Origin of the sequence: Shewanella sp. FDAARGOS_354 (assembly GCF_002209245.2) — a bacterium.
In the GTDB taxonomy this organism is placed as follows: Bacteria; Pseudomonadota; Gammaproteobacteria; order Enterobacterales; family Shewanellaceae; genus Shewanella; species Shewanella xiamenensis.
The window spans coordinates 4,420,009-4,436,946 of the sequence record NZ_CP022089.2; the positions used below are offsets into that span (position 1 = coordinate 4,420,009).

Genomic DNA, 16,938 nt, shown 5'->3' on the forward strand with positions numbered 1-16,938 from the left:
GCTAAATACCTCCGGCTACCCGATTAGATGATTTACTGATATTTAATTGCTGAAGCATGATGTGATTAAAAGCCTCTTTGTATGCCCACCCAGTAGAAATAAACTTTTTATAAGGTTCACCGAAATAGTAAGGGCCTGCCTGCTTATGTGATGGATCTTGATCCATTAAGCTTGATAGATATGCGAGCAACTCATTAGCTTCAATAGACTTGCTATTTGATGAGTGGTCAATTTGCTCTGACTGTTTGGGTAGAAGACCAGGGTAGATTTTTACCCCTGGCACAGAAGGCAATAATGCGACCACACCCGCATTGATTAGATTGCGAGCATCTGATTCAGCGCTCCTTTGCTCAATAATACTAATGCGCTCGTTATAAACTGGGTCGTATTTTTCTGCTAGCAACCGTGCTCGCTCTCTATTTTTACCTTCTGTGTCATTTATTATGTGGTATGCCTCTGCGAAAGGAACCAGTGGCACGGCCACTAGCAAAGCTGAAACTGTGGCTAAACCACTTAAGGTTTCATTATGCCTGCCATCATTAGACGCACATGACGCAAGAAAGAATGATAAAAGTATGATTACGGTTGGCTTCATATTCATCTAACGCTCGAGTTAAGCCGCGCCGCGAAGCGGCGTCGGCTTGAACGAATTGTTAGACATCATTTGCCGACTACCTTGGTGCTCTCGCCTTTCACGTAGTGAACAAATTCTTCCAACTGATCAGCGTGCAAGGCCAAGCGATCTTCTTCTTGTCCAAGATAAGCCTGTCTAGCTTCAAGCAAGACGGGCTGATACTGGGCCGGTAGGCGCTCCATTGCCCAGTCGGCAGCGACATCCTTCGGCGCGATTTTGCCGGTTACTGCGCTGTACCAAATACGAGACAACGTAAGCACTACATTTCGCTCATCGCCAGCCCAGTCGGGCTGCGAGTTCCATAGCTTCAAGGTTTCATTTAGTGCCTCGAATAGATCCTGTTCAGGGACCGGATCAAAGAGTTCCTCCGCCGCTGGACCTACCAAGGCAACGCTATGTTCTCTTGCTTTTGTCAGCAAGATAGCCAGATCAATGTCGATCGTGGCTGGCTCGAAGATACCCGCAAGAATGTCATTGCGCTGCCATTCTCCAAATTGCAGTTCTCGCTTAGCTGGATAACGCCACGGAATGATGTCGTCGTGCACGACAATGGTGACTTCTATAGCGCGGAGAGCCTCACTCTCGCCGGGGAAAGTCGAAACCTCCAGAAGGTCGTTGAGCAAAGCTCGCCGCGTTGTTTCATTAAGCCTTACAGTCACAGTAACCAGCAAATCAATATCGCTGTATGGCTTCAGGCCGCCATTCACTGCGGAGCCGTACAAATGCACGGCCAGCAACGTCGGCTCCAGATGGCGCTCAATGACACTAAGCACCTCTAACAGTTGTGTCGAAATTTCGGCGATCACTGCGTCCCTCATGATGTCTAACATTTTATTCATGCGCATGCGCGTTTACCTCGTTGGACCAGTGAAAACGCGCACGGTTAACTATCTGTATGCAAAGAACTTATCAGCTTTTTGTTTAATACACCATCTGGAAAAACGCGCATGCGCGTTTTCCAAACCTATTAACTAAAACTCAGCCTCTATAGTCAATTGATTTTATAGCGTTTTATTTATTGCGAATGGAATTAGTGCGCACTGATTTTGTCTTAAAATCATACCAAAATACCTAAATTTAAATACGACTGTATACCCATACATTCTTAGCCGATTTCTGGTAAGGCCAAACATAGGCAAATAGATAAGAATATGTATGGCAGCAGGTGTGGGAGTTTTCGATTGAGCTAACGAACGGAAACAAGGAATGAATTTGGAGCAAAAGTCCGTTAGAAATGGCAGTGCTATATTTAGCTCTGCATTTGAGGGTAGGTAATAGGTGATTTGGACGATGACTCAGAATGAGGTTTTACATGCCTCATTCTGAGATTAACAAAGTCAGTTACTGAGCTTAATTATCGACGACGACTTTTTCATCGATAATAACGGGTAGTTCTTGCTGTTTACCTTGGCGAATAACTGTCATCATGATTTTCTTGCCGGGTGTGGTCTCGGCAATTCTATCCATCAGCATTTCGACCCCAGGCACATCTTCGTCGCCGTATTTGATGATTACATCCCTTGGTTGTAGCTGCGCTCGTGCCGCTGGACCATTAGGATCGACACCAGTAACTAATACCCCACGTAAATCGGGCAGGTTGAGGATTTGTGCCACAACTGGGTTAATCGGTTCGCCAGAGATCCCTAAGGCACCACGGATCACACGACCATTTTTAATTAGCTTACCCATAATGCTGTGGGCCAGTTTAATCGGGATCGCGAAGTTAATGCCGTGGCCGCCACCTTCGCCGCCCACTTGGAAGGCGGCGGTGTTGATACCAATCAGGCTACCGTTAGTATCAATTAATGCACCACCGGAGTTACCGGCGTTAATCGCGGCATCTGTCTGTAAAAAGTCTAAATAACCCGAACTCAAGCCGTTACGACCCGTGGCGCTGATAATACCTTGGGTAATGGTTTGCCCAAGGTTATAAGGGTTACCAATGGCTAATACCACATCGCCAACCTGTGGTGGGCTGTCGAGATTGACTGGCACAGTAGGAAGATTATCGCCTTCGATCTTAAGCACAGAAAGATCGGTTTCGGGATCAAAACCTACCACTTCCGAGGTGAATTTGCGGCCATCTTGTAGGGCGACTACAATTTCATCGGCTTTTTTAATGACATGATAATTCGTGAGAATATAGCCTTCTTTACTCATGATCACCCCAGATCCTAAACCTTGGAGTGAGCCAGAATTCAATGGACGGCTCTGATCGATACTTAAGCTGTAAATATTGACTACGGCAGGTGCTGCGCGGCGCACTGCCTTAGCAAAGGACAGTTCAACTGTATTATTACCGCGGTTTTGCAGAAGTGAATTGCCAAGACTCTTATTATCGAAGTAGTGAGTCACCAATAAAAACATGGCCGCCATGATAAGGCCGAAAAGCACGGCTTTACCGAGATATAACAGGGTTTCTTTTATTGTCATGGCAGGCTAAATATTGAAAAAGGTGAGTTAGATTAACATGTTTAACAAGTTAAAGCATAGGGAACGCGCGTTCCCTATGCTGATCCGCATCTGATAATGGGATATAAATCAGACCGGCGTATCGATTAACGCAGTACTAGGTACAATAAGCTCTTACCACGCAGGATCTTCAGGGCTACAGCACCTTCTTGATCTTTGAGCTGTTCCTTGAGTGATTTGAGATCTTTCACCGCAGAACGATTGATACCGACAATCAAATCGCCTTTTTGCAGACCACTCATTGCCGCAGGCGAGCCTTGCGCGACATCGGTAATTTCAACCCCTTTAGAGGCATTTTCTAATGAGGCTCCTTGCAACATAGGATGTACAGCACCAGCCGCTTTTTCAGTGGTTTGGCTAGCTTCGCCTAAGGTGACACTCACGGTCTTCTTATCACCATCACGGATAAGGCCCAGTTCGACCTTGGCGCCTGCGCCCATGGTTGCCACTTTAGCTCGCAGCTCTTGGAACGACTTAATTGCTCGTCCATCCACGCTGACAATAATATCGCCCGCTTTAATACCTGCTTTTTCGGCAGCACTGCCCGCAGTGACTTCATTCACAAAGCCCCCGTGCTGAGTGTCTAACCCAAAGCCTTGGGCAAGTTGGCTATCTAAATCACGGCCTGAAATCCCCAGCACGCCACGGCGAACTTCACCGTGTTCGGCAATTTGAGCCACGAGGTTTTTCACCATGTTTGCGGGAATCGCAAAACCGATACCGACGTTACCACCGTTTGGTGCGACGATAGCCGTGTTAATACCGATCAGTTCACCTTTAAGGTTAACCAGCGCGCCACCCGAGTTACCACTGTTGATGGCTGCATCGGTTTGGATAAAGTTTTCAAGCATTTCAATGCCTAAACCACTACGGCCTAGGGCACTGACAATCCCTGATGTCACGGTTTGGCCTAAACCAAAGGGGTTACCAATGGCGACGGCAAAGTCACCAACACGCAGCTCATCTGAGTCGGAGGTTTTAATTGCGACTAGATTTTTTGCTTCAATTTGCAGCAAAGCAATGTCGGACTCTGAATCGGTACCAATCAGTTTGGCTTTGACTTCACGGCCATCATGTAAGCCAACTTGGATATCATCGGCACCGTCAATCACATGGTTGTTGGTGACGATATAACCTTTATCCGCGTCGATAATTACGCCTGAGCCTAAGCCTCTAAATGGACGCTCTTGTACTTGTTCCTGCGGTGCATTCGGGCCGAAGAAATAGCGGAACACATCCGGAACGCGTTGTTTAGAAACATGGGTGCCGGAAACCGCTACAGAAACCACAGCGGGCGTCGTACGTTCTAACATAGGGGCAAGGCTGGGAATGGGTTGTCCCTCAACAGATTGCGGAATAGCGGCCTGTGACACCGCAGGCATCATTGTCAGGGTTGCGGCTAACATTGCGGCTGAAAGTACAGATAATTTCGTTTTCATCTATTCATAACTCCAAATAAGGGATCAAGGATCTGGATGTAATGCGTCGTCAGTTTGTGTCCGCACCAGATCGAATCTGTATCGTTACCGGCTATTTGCCTAGGTAACCTTTCGGACACGCACCTCATTGAAAAAGTTCATCAATATTAACAAAGGTTAATTTCTTAACGGTTATTTTATCAACATTTTATTGACTGTAACTGAAGTGAAACCTGTGGGCTTTTAAGGTATTTTTCAAGTCCTAATAACTTCCAATCATTGAGTTTAATCAGCTAACAGCATAGTTCTTCCTAATAAGTTTTATCATATTAAGCCGTTGTGCTAGGCCTCTCCGCAAGCTCACTACAGATCCAAGTTGATGGGGTATAAATATATGCTGCGTCATCTTGGCCGTGTTAATATCAACGCAGTTTTTCCAAAGGATAAAAGAGAATAATAACGTGCCCCAGTTAAGCCCTTGGCAGCATTATCAAAAAGATCTTACTCGTGATGGTTTTTCCCATGATCCGGCGCAGGAAATGGCGGTAAAGGCGCTGCAACGCGTATACGAAGATTTAACCGCTGCAGAAGCGCCCAGCTCACTATTTGGCAAGTTATTGACCTCCTTTGGCCTTAAGTCTGCGCCTGTCGCGCCTAAGGGTTTGTATCTTTGGGGCGGTGTCGGTCGCGGCAAAACCTATTTGATGGACACTTTTTTTGATGCGCTGCCAGGTAATCAAAAACTAAGGGCGCACTTTCACCGCTTTATGCATCAACTGCATTTAGATCTGGATGCGCTCAAAGGCACGCGCGATCCTTTGTTAGTTATTGCCAAACAAATGGCAGCTAAATATCGAGTCATTTGTTTTGATGAATTTTTTGTCTCTGACATCACTGATGCCATGTTACTTGGCACCTTATTTCAAGCTCTCTTTAAAGAAGGCGTGGTCTTAGTTGCGACCTCAAACATCATTCCCGATGATTTGTATAAAAACGGATTGCAACGGGCACGATTCCTTCCCGCGATCGCCTTGATCAATCAACATTGTGAAGTGCTCAATGTGGATTCGGGCATCGACTATCGCCTGCGTACACTGGAGCAGGCAGAGATTTATCACCATCCACTCGATGAGCAGGCCGATACTAACTTACTGCGTTATTTCCGTCAGTTAGCCCCCGAGGCTGAAATTTCAACCGATGCGATTGAAATTGAAGGCCGTGAAATATCCATTCGCCAACAGGCGCAAGGCGTCTTACTGGCGGATTTTAGAGCCTTATGTGATGGCCCCCGTAGTCAGCGGGATTATATGGAACTGGCGCGGATTTATCATACCGTACTGGTGAGTGGCATTGAGCAAATGGGCGCATTTTTAACGGGTGATGATATCGCCAGACGCTTTTTGGCCATGGTGGATGAGTTTTACGAACGAAACGTTAAATTGATCGTGTCAGCGCAGGTGCCGTTAGAAGACATTTATGCCGACGGCTTATTGAGTTTTGAATTCAGACGTTGTCGTTCCCGTTTGATTGAAATGCAATCCCACGATTACTTAAAATCAGAGCATTTACCCTAAGTATTAGACTATTGCAGAGCGTGCTTTGCGGGGTTTTTCTCAACAAATCTTTAGTGGCTCATTCCTTAGCGTAGTAATGAGCCACATCGATCGAATTTTTATGATTTTTGTCAAAATATCAGGTGATTTTTAACTCACGTTTGTCTATAATCCGCCACCTGCCCACGTTACTCCACCAAACTAGGTGGAAGTTGTACGCCGAGTTAAGTACTCGAAGGGGTACTGAAAGGCAATTTTGTGTTGTTTGTCATTGCAAGCAACATGTGAGACAGAAAATTAACTTTGGGTTTTTGTAATAATGAAGACTTTTACTGCTACACCAGAAACTGTAACTCGTGACTGGTTCGTCGTTGATGCAGACGGCAAAACTTTAGGTCGTATCGCTACCGAAATCGCTCTGCGTTTACGCGGTAAGCACAAGCCTGAATACACTCCTCACGTTGACACTGGTGATTACATCATCGTTATCAACGCTGAGAAAGTTACTGTTACTGGTAACAAAGCGCAAGGCAAGACGTACTACTCGCACTCAGGCTTCCCTGGTGGCATTAAGCAAATCAGCTTTGAAAAGCTGCAAGCTCATAAGCCAGAAATGATCATCGAGAAAGCAGTTAAGGGTATGTTACCAAAAGGTCCACTGGGCCGTGCCATGTTCCGTAAACTGAAAGTTTACGCTGGCGCAGAACATAACCACGCTGCACAACAACCTCAAGTTCTTGATATCTAAACGGGATTAAGCAAATGGCTGCAACTCAGTACTACGGCACTGGCCGTCGCAAAACCTCTACAGCACGCGTATTCGCTAAAGCTGGTAGTGGCAACATCGTTGTAAATCAACGTCCTTTGGACCAATACTTTGGTCGTGAAACTGCTCGTATGGTTGTTCGTCAACCATTAGAGTTAGTTGAAATGACTGACAAGCTGGACATCTATGTAACTGTTAAAGGCGGTGGTATCACTGGCCAAGCAGGTGCAATCCGTCACGGTATCACTCGTGCCCTGATGCAATTAGATGAAGCTCTGCGTCCATCATTACGTTCTGCTGGTTTCGTTACCCGTGACGCTCGTAAAGTTGAGCGTAAGAAAGTGGGTCTACGTAAAGCACGTCGTAAGCCACAATTCTCTAAGCGTTAATACGTTTTGGAATCTCAAAAAACCCAGCTTATGCTGGGTTTTTTATTGCCTAAAATTGGTTATCCTCGTATTAATCACCGATTTTTAAGGTAGAAAAAGCTAAGAGAGAGGAAAATGAGCTTACAGTTATTTATGCTAGCCGTGGCACTGGTGTTGATTTTGGAAGGTGTGGGACCATTGTTATTCCCCAATAAATGGCGCCGATATTTAAATGAACTTTCCAATCAAAATCAGCAAGTTTTGCGTCGAATCGGTGGCTCATTAGTCACTGCTGGTGTGGTCATTTTGATTATTTTTTCATAAATGCCTTACCACTTGCGGTTTAAAATCTGTTAGAATTCTTTTTTAACCACAACCTTGCAGCAAACAATGGGCAAAAACGTAGTTGTTCTCGGCACTCAATGGGGTGACGAAGGAAAAGGTAAGATTGTCGACCTTCTAACAGAACAGGCAAAATATGTAGTTCGCTACCAGGGCGGTCATAACGCAGGTCACACTTTAGTGATCAATGGCGATAAAACCGTACTTCATCTGATCCCATCAGGCATCCTACGCGACAATGTGAAATGCATTATCGGTAATGGTGTGGTGCTTGCACCCGACGCACTGATGAAAGAAATCAACATGCTCAAAGAGCGTGGCATTCCTGTTGAGGAACGTCTACTGATTTCTGAAGCATGTCCGCTGATCCTACCATTCCACAGTGCCTTAGACATCGCTCGCGAAAAAGCGCGCGGTAACAAAGCTATTGGTACTACGGGTCGTGGTATTGGTCCTGCGTATGAAGATAAGATTTCCCGTCGCGGTCTGCGTGTTGGCGATCTGTTCAATGCTGAACTATTTGCTGAAAAGCTGAAAGAAGTTATGGCATATCATAACTTTATGCTGACAGAGTACTACAAAGTTGACGCCGTAGATTACGAGCAAACACTGAGCGATGCGTTAGCCTTAGCTGACTATCTGAAGAGCATGTGTGTTGATGTGACTGAACTCTTGGATAACGCGCGTAAAGCGGGTGAGCCAATCCTGTTCGAAGGCGCACAAGGTACACTGTTAGACATTGACCACGGTACTTATCCGTTTGTGACTTCGTCAAATACGACCGCAGGTGGTGTGGCGACAGGCAGCGGCTTTGGTCCACGTCATTTAGACTATGTCTTAGGTATCATGAAGGCATACACCACTCGCGTGGGAGCTGGTCCTTTCCCAACTGAACTCTTATGTGAAGTGGGTGATCATTTAGGGACTAAAGGTCATGAATTTGGTGCGACTACTGGTCGTAAACGTCGTCCAGGTTGGTTAGATGCAGTGGCAATGCGCCGCGCAGTACAAATCAACAGCGTAAGCGGCTTCTGCTTAACTAAGTTAGACGTACTTGATGGCCTGAAAGAAGTGAAGATCTGTGTGGGTTATCAACATCCAGATGGCACTATCTCTAAGGTTACGCCATTAGCAGCTGAAGGTTATGAGCAGGTCATGCCTGTTTATGAAACTATGCCAGGCTGGAGCGAGTCAACTTTCGGTGCGACCTCTTTAGATCAGTTACCGCAAGCAGCTATCAACTACATCAAGCGTATTGAAGAGTTGTTAGAAACGCCGATCGACATCATTTCTACCGGTCCAGATCGTAATGAGACGATGATTTTAGTTAGCCCGTTTAACTAAAATCGTAGAGGCCGTGTTTCACGGCCTTTTCTTCCTCTGCTGTTCCTTCCTGTTTGCTTTCGTGGTTAGAAATTCGGCTCGAGCTCAAGAAATAGGTTATACTGCCGATGCAAGTATTCACCTTATTGTCATTGAGAGTCGTTATGCTACGTACTGCATTAGTTGCGCTGCTGCCCTTAGTATCTTCAATGTGCTTTGCTGAAACACAGGCGGTGGATATTTATTCTCAAGATCAATTGCTTGAAATGATCCGCGGTGAAAAGTATTTGGCAAGAGTCAAACAAGATGACTGTCAGTTAGTGCAAGACATCGAAGCGCGCGCAGAAGTCTTAAAGCAGCCCCTGTATCAGTTTTTGTGGGGAGAAATGCTCAACCACGGAACCTGTGTAAAAGCCAATGCGGTCAAAGGGATGGGGTTATTGCGTGATGCAGCTGAGCAGGGCAGCCCCGAGGCTATGGTGAAACTTGCCGAATATTATCAAAATGGTAAGTTTGTTATTCGTAATAAAGACCGTGCGGTCAATTATTTATTGCCAGCGGCAGCGAGCGGTAGTTTAGCCGCGCGGATGATGTTGGTCCGTTTATACGGTGAAGGTTATGGTAGTCCAAGAGACTATGAAATGGCCTATAACTGGTTATACAACAATGTATTTACCGATGAGGCGACTAAGAAAAAAGCCTTGTCATTACTGCAGGTGTTAGCCGCTAAAATGCCCGCCAGTGCAGTGGCGCGGGCCCAGCAAGAGCACTTGCGAACCCGTTGAGTTGTCTCTACTGATTGAGACAAAAATATTGGATATTGAATGATCAAAGACCCTCATTTCGAGCGTGAACAGGATAAGTACGAAAACCCTATCCCAAGTCGTGAGTATATTATCGAGTACTTACGTTCTCAAAAATCACCTATTACCCGTGACAGCATCGCTGCTGCACTACAGATCCATGATGAAGAGCAATTAGAAGCCCTGCGCCGCCGTTTACGGGCGATGGAGCGCGACGGTGAATTGGTATTTACCCGCGGTCAAAGCTACGGCTTACCTGAAAAAATGGATCTGATCTCCGGCATTGTTCTTGGGCACAGAGAAGGCTACGGCTTCTTTAAACCTGACGAAGGTGGCGACGATTTATTTATCTCAAATCGCGACATGCTGATGTATTTCCATGGCGATAAAGTGCTGGCACAAAAAGCCGGTATGGATCGTAAAGGTCGTCGTGAAGCCCGTATTGTCCGTTTGATCCAGCCCCGTAGTGCTGCGATTGTTGGTCGATTCCATGTCGACAGTGGTATGGCATTTGTGATTGCCGATGATAAGCGCATTACCCAAGAAATTTTAATCGCTAGTGAAGATCGCAATGGTGCCCGTCAAGGCGATGTGGTGGTGGTAGAATTAACCCGTCGTCCCGGTCGATTTGTTAAAGCCGCAGGCAAAGTGACCGAAGTGCTTGGCAAGCAAATGGCACCGGGAATGGAAATCGAAATAGCCCTACGCAATTACGATCTTCCCCATACGTGGTCGGCCGCCATTGAAAAGAAACTGCGCCGTATTCCCGATGAAGTGACTGAGTCTGATAAAGTGGGTCGTGTCGATCTGCGTGATCTACCCTTAGTGACCATCGATGGTGAAGATGCCCGAGACTTTGACGATGCTGTTTATGCCGAAGCTAAACCCAGTGGTGGCTGGCGTCTGTGGGTGGCGATTGCCGATGTAAGCTATTATGTGCGCACCGATTCGGCCTTAGATACTGAAGCCCGTGCCCGTGGTAACTCGGTGTACTTCCCATCGCAAGTGATCCCAATGTTGCCGGAGAAAATCTCTAACGGCTTGTGTTCACTCAATCCTCATGTTGACCGCCTGTGTATGGTTGCAGAGATGACGGTTTCAGCCCGTGGTAAGTTATCGGGTTATAAGTTTTATCCGGCGGTGATGCATTCACACGCGCGCTTTACCTACACCCAAGTCGCTGCGATGCTCGAAGGCGGACCGATTGCGCCTGAGCATGAAGCACTCTTTCCACATCTTCAATGCTTACAGTCGCTTTATTTAGCGCTTGATGAACAGCGCGCAGAGCGCGGTGCGATAGCATTTGAGACGATAGAAACGCAGTTTATTTTTAACGAACAGCGCAAGATCGATAAGATTGTGCCAAGAGCGCGTAATCAAGCTCATAAAATCATTGAAGAATGTATGATTTTGGCGAACGTGTCTGCCGCTAAGTTTGTGAAAAAGCATAAGGGTGAAATCCTCTATCGAGTGCACGAGTCGCCCTCTGAGCAGAAACTGGCAAACTTTAAAGAGTTTTTAGCTGAGCGTGGTTTGAGCATGGGCGGTGGGCTTGAGCCAACGCCTGCAGATTATCAAAATGTGATGTTGCAGATTGCCGGCCGTCCCGATGCTGAACTTATTCAAGTGATGTTGCTGCGCTCTATGCGCCAAGCTATATACACGCCTGATAACGAAGGCCATTTTGGTTTGGCACTGGAAGAATACGCGCATTTTACCTCGCCTATTCGTCGTTATCCTGACTTAGTGCTGCACCGAGTGATCCGCTATTTGTTGGCGAAAGAAAAAGGTGAAGCCAATGAGAAATGGACTCCCGATGGTGGCTACCACTATCAACTCGATGAATTAGATAAATTAGGCGAAGAATGTTCTACGACTGAACGCCGCGCCGATGAGGCAACACGTGATGTAAGCGACTGGCTTAAATGTGAATTTATGCAGGACCATGTGGGTGACACCTTCGAGGCCGTGATTGCCTCTGTCACTAACTTTGGTTTATTCGTTCGCTTAAATGACTTATTTATCGATGGCTTAGTGCATATTTCTAGTCTGGGCAGCGATTATTACCAGTTCGATCCTATGCGTCAGCGTTTGATTGGTGAGCACACAGGTCAAATCTATCAAGTGGGTGACCCTGTCACGGTAAAAGTGGCCGCGGTAAACTTGGATGATAGACAGATTGACTTAGTCATGATTGGCGACAGTGGTAAAGGCGGTCGCCGCAAGGCGGCACCTAGTCGAGAAAAACCCATGACAGCCCGTGAGCGGGTAAACCGCGAAGGCGCGAAAATGGCGAAAACGGCTAAATCGACTGGCGTTAAAGCGAAAGCAGGTTCAGACAAAGCGCCGAGTAAGTCTAAGTCTAAGTCTAAAGCGGGCACTAAGCCTAAGAAAAGCGTAAAAGATACGGCGAAAAAGCCAAAGGCCGCGAAGCGGAGCACGAGAAAGAAGTAAATGAAAAAACAAGATATTATTTTTGGGATCCACGCGGTTGAAGCGCTGTTAAAACACAGCCCTGAGCGCATTATTGAACTTTGGCTACTGCAGGGCCGTGAGGATGAGCGTTTAACCCCGCTGATCCGTCAAGCGAAAGCCTTTGGCACGAGCATTCAAGTGACTTCACGCAAAGTGTTGGACGAGAAAGCCGAAAGTACTCAGCACCAAGGTATTATTGCCCGTGTGAAAGCGGCTAAAATCCTTGGTGAGCATGACTTAGATGAGCTGTTAGCTAAGACCGATTTACCGTTTTTATTGATTTTAGATGGCGTTACCGATCCGCATAACCTAGGTGCCTGCTTACGTAACGCCGATGCGGCGGGCGTGCAGGGCATTATTGTGCCAAAGGATAACTCCGTTGGCTTAACGGCTGTGGTTAGTAAGGTCGCTTGTGGCGCAGCTGAAACCGTGCCGTTATTCCAAGTGACTAACCTCGCCCGCACTATGCGCCATCTGCAGGAAAAGGGCGTGTGGATTGTCGGCACGGCAGGTGAAGCGGATTGCGAGCTTTATCAAGCCGATCTTAAAGGGCCATTAGCGATTGCGATGGGCGCCGAAGGCAAAGGTTTACGCCGCCTAAGTCGTGAATGTTGCGATACTTTAGTTTCGATTCCGATGGCGGGAAGCGTCTCTAGCTTAAACGTGTCGGTTGCCACGGGTATTTGCCTATTCGAAGCTGTGCGTCAACGCCGTAGTTAATTGATATATATCAATAAAAAAGACGGGTGAGCCCGTCTTTTTTATTGCCTAAATCAGCCCTTAATTGGTTTTAATTGCATCGAGGTTGGATTCGTCCACCTCGTTTGTCTCATCGTGGATAAAGCTGGGCGCTGAGTGAAATTCAAACTCGAATGTTAGCTGTTGCTCGTTATCATTCTCTGCATCTTTAACAAGGGCATCGGCACCTAAATCTTCTTCATCTTCCTGCTGTGTTGGTGTCATGTGTTCCTGCACCGATTCAACATCCACCCTCGGGTCAAGCGCCGCAGCCAGTGGTGATGAGACTAAGTCACCGGTCGCCATGATGTAGTCTTGGGTGACACTGGTTTCGGTTTTTTGCTGTGAGTGAACATAACGTAGCCGTAAAAACAGGATTAAGGTACAGGCCGACATAAAACCATAGAGCATGCTGTTGCCAAACCATTGCATAAGAGTTGAGGCGATTAATGGGCCGATGCTGGCGCCCATGCCAAAGGTGAGCAAAATGGTTGCCGATAGTCCTACCCTTTCACTTTGCTCGACACGGGAGTTAGCCAGTGCGGTTGCCAAGGGATAGAAGGTAAAACCAAGAATGCCGAACAGAAACGTCATCACCAGTGAGAGTGTGGGATGATAGGGGGTGAGGGCGATAGCTAATGCTAAGATCCCAAGCAGTACGCAGTTGATGCGGATCAGGCGACTGCGGGACATAATGTCAGATAATTTTCCCATTGGCCATTGGGCGAGTAGGCCCGCGAGAATGGTTGCTGTCATATAGGTGGCCACCTTCTCGGGCGGTAAACCTAAGTTGCTCGCATAAGCAGGCGCCAAACCGTAAAAGGAGCCTACAATCATGCTGCCAATGGCAATGGTCGTTAGTGCCTGCGGCGCTTTGCGCCAATAGTGAGCAATTTTTAAGGGGGCGGGCACCAGTGGTGCTGGGTGAATACGACGCGTTAAAGAAATCGGGACAATACACAGGGCAAAGCAGATGGCGATCAGTAACAGCGGCTCTAGACCGAGTTCAGGATAGAGGCTGATGGCACCTTGGCCCAAGATCAAACCGAAGTACGAGACTATCATGTAGCTGGCAAACACAGTGCCGCGTTGGCTGCTTTCAGCCTGTTCATTGAGCCAACTTTCGAGCACCATGTATTGGCACATCATCCCCATACCGACGATAAGTCTTAGCAGGATCCAAATCGCTAACTCATCTACGAGTGCGTGACCCAGTGCGGAGGCGGCAACGATCCCAGCACTAGCGACAAAGGCACGGATATGTCCTACTTGGGCGATTAGCCGATGGCCAATCTTAGATCCTGCGACAAGGCCGACATAGTAGGCCGACATCATGCTACCTATCCACAACTGCGGAACATGCATCACCGAGAGCCTAAGGCCTAAATATGTGGTGAGTAAACCGCCAGCCAGCACTGTTAATAACGTCGTGCTATATAAAGAGGCGAAAGTACGTAGCGGGTTTGTCATTAACTGCTCCTTGCATGATTGCCAGGGAGAGTATATCAGCAGTCGGTGTTTATTCCGTGTTGCAAAATGTTGGAATTTATCGACTAATTTATCGTTTTTATGTGTGGGTCACTAAATTGTGCTGAAATGGGATTTGGCTGAGTGGGGAATTGTTGTGCCAGCCAAATCGTTTTATTGCTTGTTTATCTAAAGGTATACAGCAAGTTAAAGGTGGTGATGGTATCCGTCTGCTGGCTGCCCTCAGGAACCACTTCGGTGAACTTGATGTTCATGCCGATTTTAAAGGCCCAATCCTGAAATACTAAATTTTTGTAGTTCATATCGAGAGTCAGGGTATTGTTATTTTCGCCCACTTCGGCGGTGAGATCGGCATTGATACTGGTGTATTCCTGTAATTTTTGAGAAAACTTTGCCGCAGTACGTAGGATCACATCCTTTTCGGGAGCGGGATCTGGCTCTGCGACTGACTCGGCAGGCAAGTTGTATCGATAACCTGGGCCGATTTCGAGACTGAGTTTGGTCTTGTAGCTACTAATTGCGTTAAAACCATAACCCGAAGAAAGAGTTGAGATTTGGGTATAACTACCAAACTGATCCCAAGTGAAGTCGCCACGGCCGAAGATATAACCTTTGTTGAGTTTATAGTTGCTTTGAAGCTGGAGTTCGTACTTTTCTGAGGTGGTCTGATTTTTTTCAGAAGCAAAATACGCTTTTAGCGTCACTTCCTGCTTAGTTTGTTTAGTATCGTAAATCAGTTGGGTTCGACCATTAAAACTGCTCGATTCGGTATTGCCTGTGTTCAATTGTAAGCCAGCTTCGACTTCTGCAGTCAAATCACTTGGTGGTTCCTGATAATCGGGAGGAACAAGCGCAAGTGCATGAAAAGATAGGCAAAACAAACTAACTGGTGCGATAACTTTTAGCATTATAATGGGTTCTTGATAGGCTGATGTCTGATATCCGAATAGGGGTGAGGCGTCATCATACCTGTATTGGATGTTGAGGCAAAGTTATTGCTTGAGTTTCGCGTCTGCTTTCTGTACTATCTCGCGCTCAAATCAGTCACTATTTTCGTTCCTTGCCTCTATTTGGTTTGACTGAGCCAATAACGAGGCTACATAACCGTAAGGAGCAATAAATGCGTCATTACGAAATCGTATTTATGGTTCACCCAGATCAAAGTGAACAAGTACCAGGTATGATTGAGCGTTACACCGGTGTTATCACCGAAGCTAACGGCAAAATCCACCGTTTAGAAGATTGGGGCCGTCGTCAACTGGCTTACCCAATCCAAGATCTGCATAAAGCTCACTATGTTCTGATGAACGTTGAAGCACCAGCAGAGACGATTGAAGAGCTAGAAACTGCTTTCCGTTTCAACGACGCAGTTCTGCGTAACATGGTAATGCGTACTAAAGTTGCCGTTACTGAAGCATCTCCAATGGCGAAAGCTAAAGATGAGCGCGATTCACGTCGTGGCCCAGCTGGCGACCGCTCATATGATGAAGCTAACGCTGAAGAAATCGCTGAGTAAGTTTTTCTGTGACCACCAATAACTTGGTGTTGTCAGGAACCATAACCCGTTCCAGACGCTTTAAAAGCCCAGCAGGCATTGCACATAGTGTGATCATGCTAGAACACAAATCGCAGCGTTATGAAGCAGATATGCTCCGCAATGTCTACGTTCAAATACAAGTGATATTGAGTGGACCACGTTTTGAAAGCGTGGCAGATAATCTGAAAGCAGGTGTGGAAGTACAAGTACAAGGTTTTATGACGCTTCAACAGGGGCGAAATGGCCAAAATCGCTTAGTCATCCATGCCGAAAATGTCGAATTGAAAACTTAGGAGACTGTCAAATGGCACGTTATTTCCGTCGTCGCAAGTTCTGCCGTTTCACCGCTGAAGGTGTTGCAGAAATTGATTACAAAGATATCGTTACTTTAAAGAACTACATCACTGAAAGCGGCAAAATCGTTCCAAGCCGTATCACTGGTACTAGTGCTAAATATCAGCGTCAACTAGCTCGCGCTATCAAGCGTGCTCGTTATCTTTCTCTACTGCCATACACTGATTTACATCAGTAATTGCAGTATTCCTAATCGAATATAGAGGATTTGATAATGAACGTTATTCTGCTTGATAAAATCGCTAACCTGGGTAACCTGGGTGACCAAGTTGCAGTTAAAGCTGGTTACGCTCGTAACTACCTGCTGCCACAAGGTAAAGCTGTTGTTGCTAACGAAAGCAACGTTAAAGTATTTGAAGCTCGTCGCGCTGAATTAGAAGCTAAAATCGCTGCTGATCTGGCTGCTGCTAACCAACGTGCTGAGAAAATCGCTGCTCTGGAAGCTGTTGTTATTGCTTCTAAAGCGGGTGATGAAGGCAAACTGTTTGGTTCAGTTGGCAACCGTGACATCGCTGATGCAGTAACTGCTGCTGGCGTTGAACTGGCTAAATCAGAAGTTCGTTTACCATTAGGCGCTCTGCGTACTACTGGCGACTTCGAAGTTGAAGTTCAGTTACACACTGAAGTTAAAGCTGTTGTTAAAGTTTCTATCGTTGCAGAAGCCTAA

Annotated in this window: 17 protein-coding genes and 1 pseudogene; 12 read left to right on the top strand and 6 right to left on the bottom strand. The window is 46.6% G+C overall.

Annotated elements, in window-relative coordinates; genetic code table 11:
* Nucleotide 1: 1 nt before the first annotated feature.
* From CEQ32_RS19900 to degQ, 4 genes and pseudogenes are all read right to left on the bottom strand, one after another.
* The gene (locus CEQ32_RS19900) at nucleotides 2–595 is read right to left on the bottom strand and encodes a hypothetical protein (protein ID WP_088586688.1); all 594 of its coding nucleotides are present in this window, start codon (nucleotides 593–595) and stop codon (nucleotides 2–4) included.
* Between the two features lie 18 nt (nucleotides 596–613).
* Nucleotides 614–1,452: pseudogene (locus CEQ32_RS19905) on the bottom strand (AadA family aminoglycoside 3''-O-nucleotidyltransferase).
* 532 nt (nucleotides 1,453–1,984) lie between these two features.
* A complete protein-coding gene (gene degS, locus CEQ32_RS19910; RefSeq protein WP_037427151.1) occupies nucleotides 1,985–3,067 on the bottom strand; it encodes an outer membrane-stress sensor serine endopeptidase DegS in 1,083 nt (360 codons plus the stop codon).
* A 125-nt stretch (nucleotides 3,068–3,192) separates the two neighbouring features.
* Complete coding sequence (degQ, locus tag CEQ32_RS19915) at nucleotides 3,193–4,545, bottom strand: Do family serine endopeptidase DegQ (protein ID WP_037422060.1); 1,353 nt, start codon at nucleotides 4,543–4,545, stop codon at nucleotides 3,193–3,195.
* Between the two features lie 440 nt (nucleotides 4,546–4,985).
* Here degQ and zapE point away from each other — a divergent pair, with 440 nt between their 5' ends.
* From zapE to rlmB, 8 genes are all read left to right on the top strand, one after another.
* The gene (gene zapE / locus CEQ32_RS19920; RefSeq protein WP_088586689.1) at nucleotides 4,986–6,098 is read left to right on the top strand and encodes a cell division protein ZapE; all 1,113 of its coding nucleotides are present in this window, start codon (nucleotides 4,986–4,988) and stop codon (nucleotides 6,096–6,098) included.
* 298 nt (nucleotides 6,099–6,396) lie between these two features.
* Complete coding sequence (rplM, locus tag CEQ32_RS19925) at nucleotides 6,397–6,825, top strand: 50S ribosomal protein L13 (protein WP_011073682.1); 429 nt, start codon at nucleotides 6,397–6,399, stop codon at nucleotides 6,823–6,825.
* Nucleotides 6,826–6,839: 14 nt separating this feature from the next.
* A complete protein-coding gene (gene rpsI / locus CEQ32_RS19930) occupies nucleotides 6,840–7,232 on the top strand; it encodes a 30S ribosomal protein S9 (RefSeq protein ID WP_006083052.1) in 393 nt (130 codons plus the stop codon).
* Between the two features lie 114 nt (nucleotides 7,233–7,346).
* A complete protein-coding gene (locus CEQ32_RS19935) occupies nucleotides 7,347–7,535 on the top strand; it encodes a DUF2065 domain-containing protein (RefSeq protein WP_047533524.1) in 189 nt (62 codons plus the stop codon).
* 66 nt (nucleotides 7,536–7,601) lie between these two features.
* Complete coding sequence (locus tag CEQ32_RS19940; RefSeq protein ID WP_088586690.1) at nucleotides 7,602–8,897, top strand: adenylosuccinate synthase; 1,296 nt, start codon at nucleotides 7,602–7,604, stop codon at nucleotides 8,895–8,897.
* Between the two features lie 107 nt (nucleotides 8,898–9,004).
* Nucleotides 9,005–9,661, top strand: coding sequence for a flagellar protein MotX (motX, locus tag CEQ32_RS19945; protein ID WP_082389636.1), 657 nt, complete (start codon nucleotides 9,005–9,007; stop codon nucleotides 9,659–9,661).
* A 39-nt stretch (nucleotides 9,662–9,700) separates the two neighbouring features.
* Nucleotides 9,701–12,133: a ribonuclease R gene (gene rnr / locus CEQ32_RS19950; RefSeq protein WP_088586691.1), complete on the top strand. Its 2,433-nt coding sequence runs from the start codon at nucleotides 9,701–9,703 to the stop codon at nucleotides 12,131–12,133.
* Nucleotides 12,134–12,874, top strand: a complete 741-nt coding sequence (gene rlmB / locus CEQ32_RS19955; protein WP_037422079.1) for a 23S rRNA (guanosine(2251)-2'-O)-methyltransferase RlmB — start codon at nucleotides 12,134–12,136, stop codon at nucleotides 12,872–12,874.
* A gap of 60 nt (nucleotides 12,875–12,934) precedes the next feature.
* On the opposite strand, the gene CEQ32_RS19960 is transcribed toward rlmB, so the two are convergent.
* The gene (locus CEQ32_RS19960; protein WP_088586692.1) at nucleotides 12,935–14,362 is read right to left on the bottom strand and encodes an MFS transporter; all 1,428 of its coding nucleotides are present in this window, start codon (nucleotides 14,360–14,362) and stop codon (nucleotides 12,935–12,937) included.
* Between the two features lie 182 nt (nucleotides 14,363–14,544).
* Nucleotides 14,545–15,288 (bottom strand): YdiY family protein, encoded by a 744-nt coding sequence (locus CEQ32_RS19965; RefSeq protein ID WP_088586693.1) that lies wholly within the window; start codon nucleotides 15,286–15,288, stop codon nucleotides 14,545–14,547.
* Nucleotides 15,289–15,500: 212 nt separating this feature from the next.
* On the opposite strand from CEQ32_RS19965, the gene rpsF reads away from it, so the two are divergent.
* The 4 genes from rpsF to rplI are packed head-to-tail and all read left to right on the top strand — an operon-like array spanning nucleotide 15,501 to nucleotide 16,938.
* The gene (rpsF, locus tag CEQ32_RS19970) at nucleotides 15,501–15,896 is read left to right on the top strand and encodes a 30S ribosomal protein S6 (RefSeq protein ID WP_011623998.1); all 396 of its coding nucleotides are present in this window, start codon (nucleotides 15,501–15,503) and stop codon (nucleotides 15,894–15,896) included.
* An 8-nt stretch (nucleotides 15,897–15,904) separates the two neighbouring features.
* Nucleotides 15,905–16,210 carry a primosomal replication protein N gene (gene priB, locus CEQ32_RS19975; RefSeq protein WP_011073673.1) on the top strand — a complete coding sequence of 102 codons (306 nt, stop codon included), beginning with the start codon at nucleotides 15,905–15,907 and terminating at the stop codon, nucleotides 16,208–16,210.
* An 11-nt stretch (nucleotides 16,211–16,221) separates the two neighbouring features.
* On the top strand, nucleotides 16,222–16,449 hold the full coding sequence (gene rpsR, locus CEQ32_RS19980) for a 30S ribosomal protein S18 (RefSeq protein ID WP_006083042.1): 228 nt from the start codon (nucleotides 16,222–16,224) through the stop codon (nucleotides 16,447–16,449).
* A 36-nt stretch (nucleotides 16,450–16,485) separates the two neighbouring features.
* Nucleotides 16,486–16,938, top strand: a complete 453-nt coding sequence (gene rplI / locus CEQ32_RS19985) for a 50S ribosomal protein L9 (protein WP_037422085.1) — start codon at nucleotides 16,486–16,488, stop codon at nucleotides 16,936–16,938.

Coding starts and splice junctions, on each gene's coding strand:
- CEQ32_RS19900 (WP_088586688.1), bottom strand. CDS start 595: ATGAAGCCAACCGTAATCATACTTTTATCATTCTTTCTTGCGTCATGT.
- degS (WP_037427151.1), bottom strand. CDS start 3,067: ATGACAATAAAAGAAACCCTGTTATATCTCGGTAAAGCCGTGCTTTTC.
- degQ (WP_037422060.1), bottom strand. CDS start 4,545: ATGAAAACGAAATTATCTGTACTTTCAGCCGCAATGTTAGCCGCAACC.
- rplM (WP_011073682.1), top strand. CDS start 6,397: ATGAAGACTTTTACTGCTACACCAGAAACTGTAACTCGTGACTGGTTC.
- rpsI (WP_006083052.1), top strand. CDS start 6,840: ATGGCTGCAACTCAGTACTACGGCACTGGCCGTCGCAAAACCTCTACA.
- CEQ32_RS19935 (WP_047533524.1), top strand. CDS start 7,347: ATGAGCTTACAGTTATTTATGCTAGCCGTGGCACTGGTGTTGATTTTG.
- CEQ32_RS19940 (WP_088586690.1), top strand. CDS start 7,602: ATGGGCAAAAACGTAGTTGTTCTCGGCACTCAATGGGGTGACGAAGGA.
- motX (WP_082389636.1), top strand. CDS start 9,005: ATGCAAGTATTCACCTTATTGTCATTGAGAGTCGTTATGCTACGTACT.
- rnr (WP_088586691.1), top strand. CDS start 9,701: ATGATCAAAGACCCTCATTTCGAGCGTGAACAGGATAAGTACGAAAAC.
- rlmB (WP_037422079.1), top strand. CDS start 12,134: ATGAAAAAACAAGATATTATTTTTGGGATCCACGCGGTTGAAGCGCTG.
- CEQ32_RS19960 (WP_088586692.1), bottom strand. CDS start 14,362: ATGACAAACCCGCTACGTACTTTCGCCTCTTTATATAGCACGACGTTA.
- CEQ32_RS19965 (WP_088586693.1), bottom strand. CDS start 15,288: ATGCTAAAAGTTATCGCACCAGTTAGTTTGTTTTGCCTATCTTTTCAT.
- rpsF (WP_011623998.1), top strand. CDS start 15,501: ATGCGTCATTACGAAATCGTATTTATGGTTCACCCAGATCAAAGTGAA.
- rpsR (WP_006083042.1), top strand. CDS start 16,222: ATGGCACGTTATTTCCGTCGTCGCAAGTTCTGCCGTTTCACCGCTGAA.
- rplI (WP_037422085.1), top strand. CDS start 16,486: ATGAACGTTATTCTGCTTGATAAAATCGCTAACCTGGGTAACCTGGGT.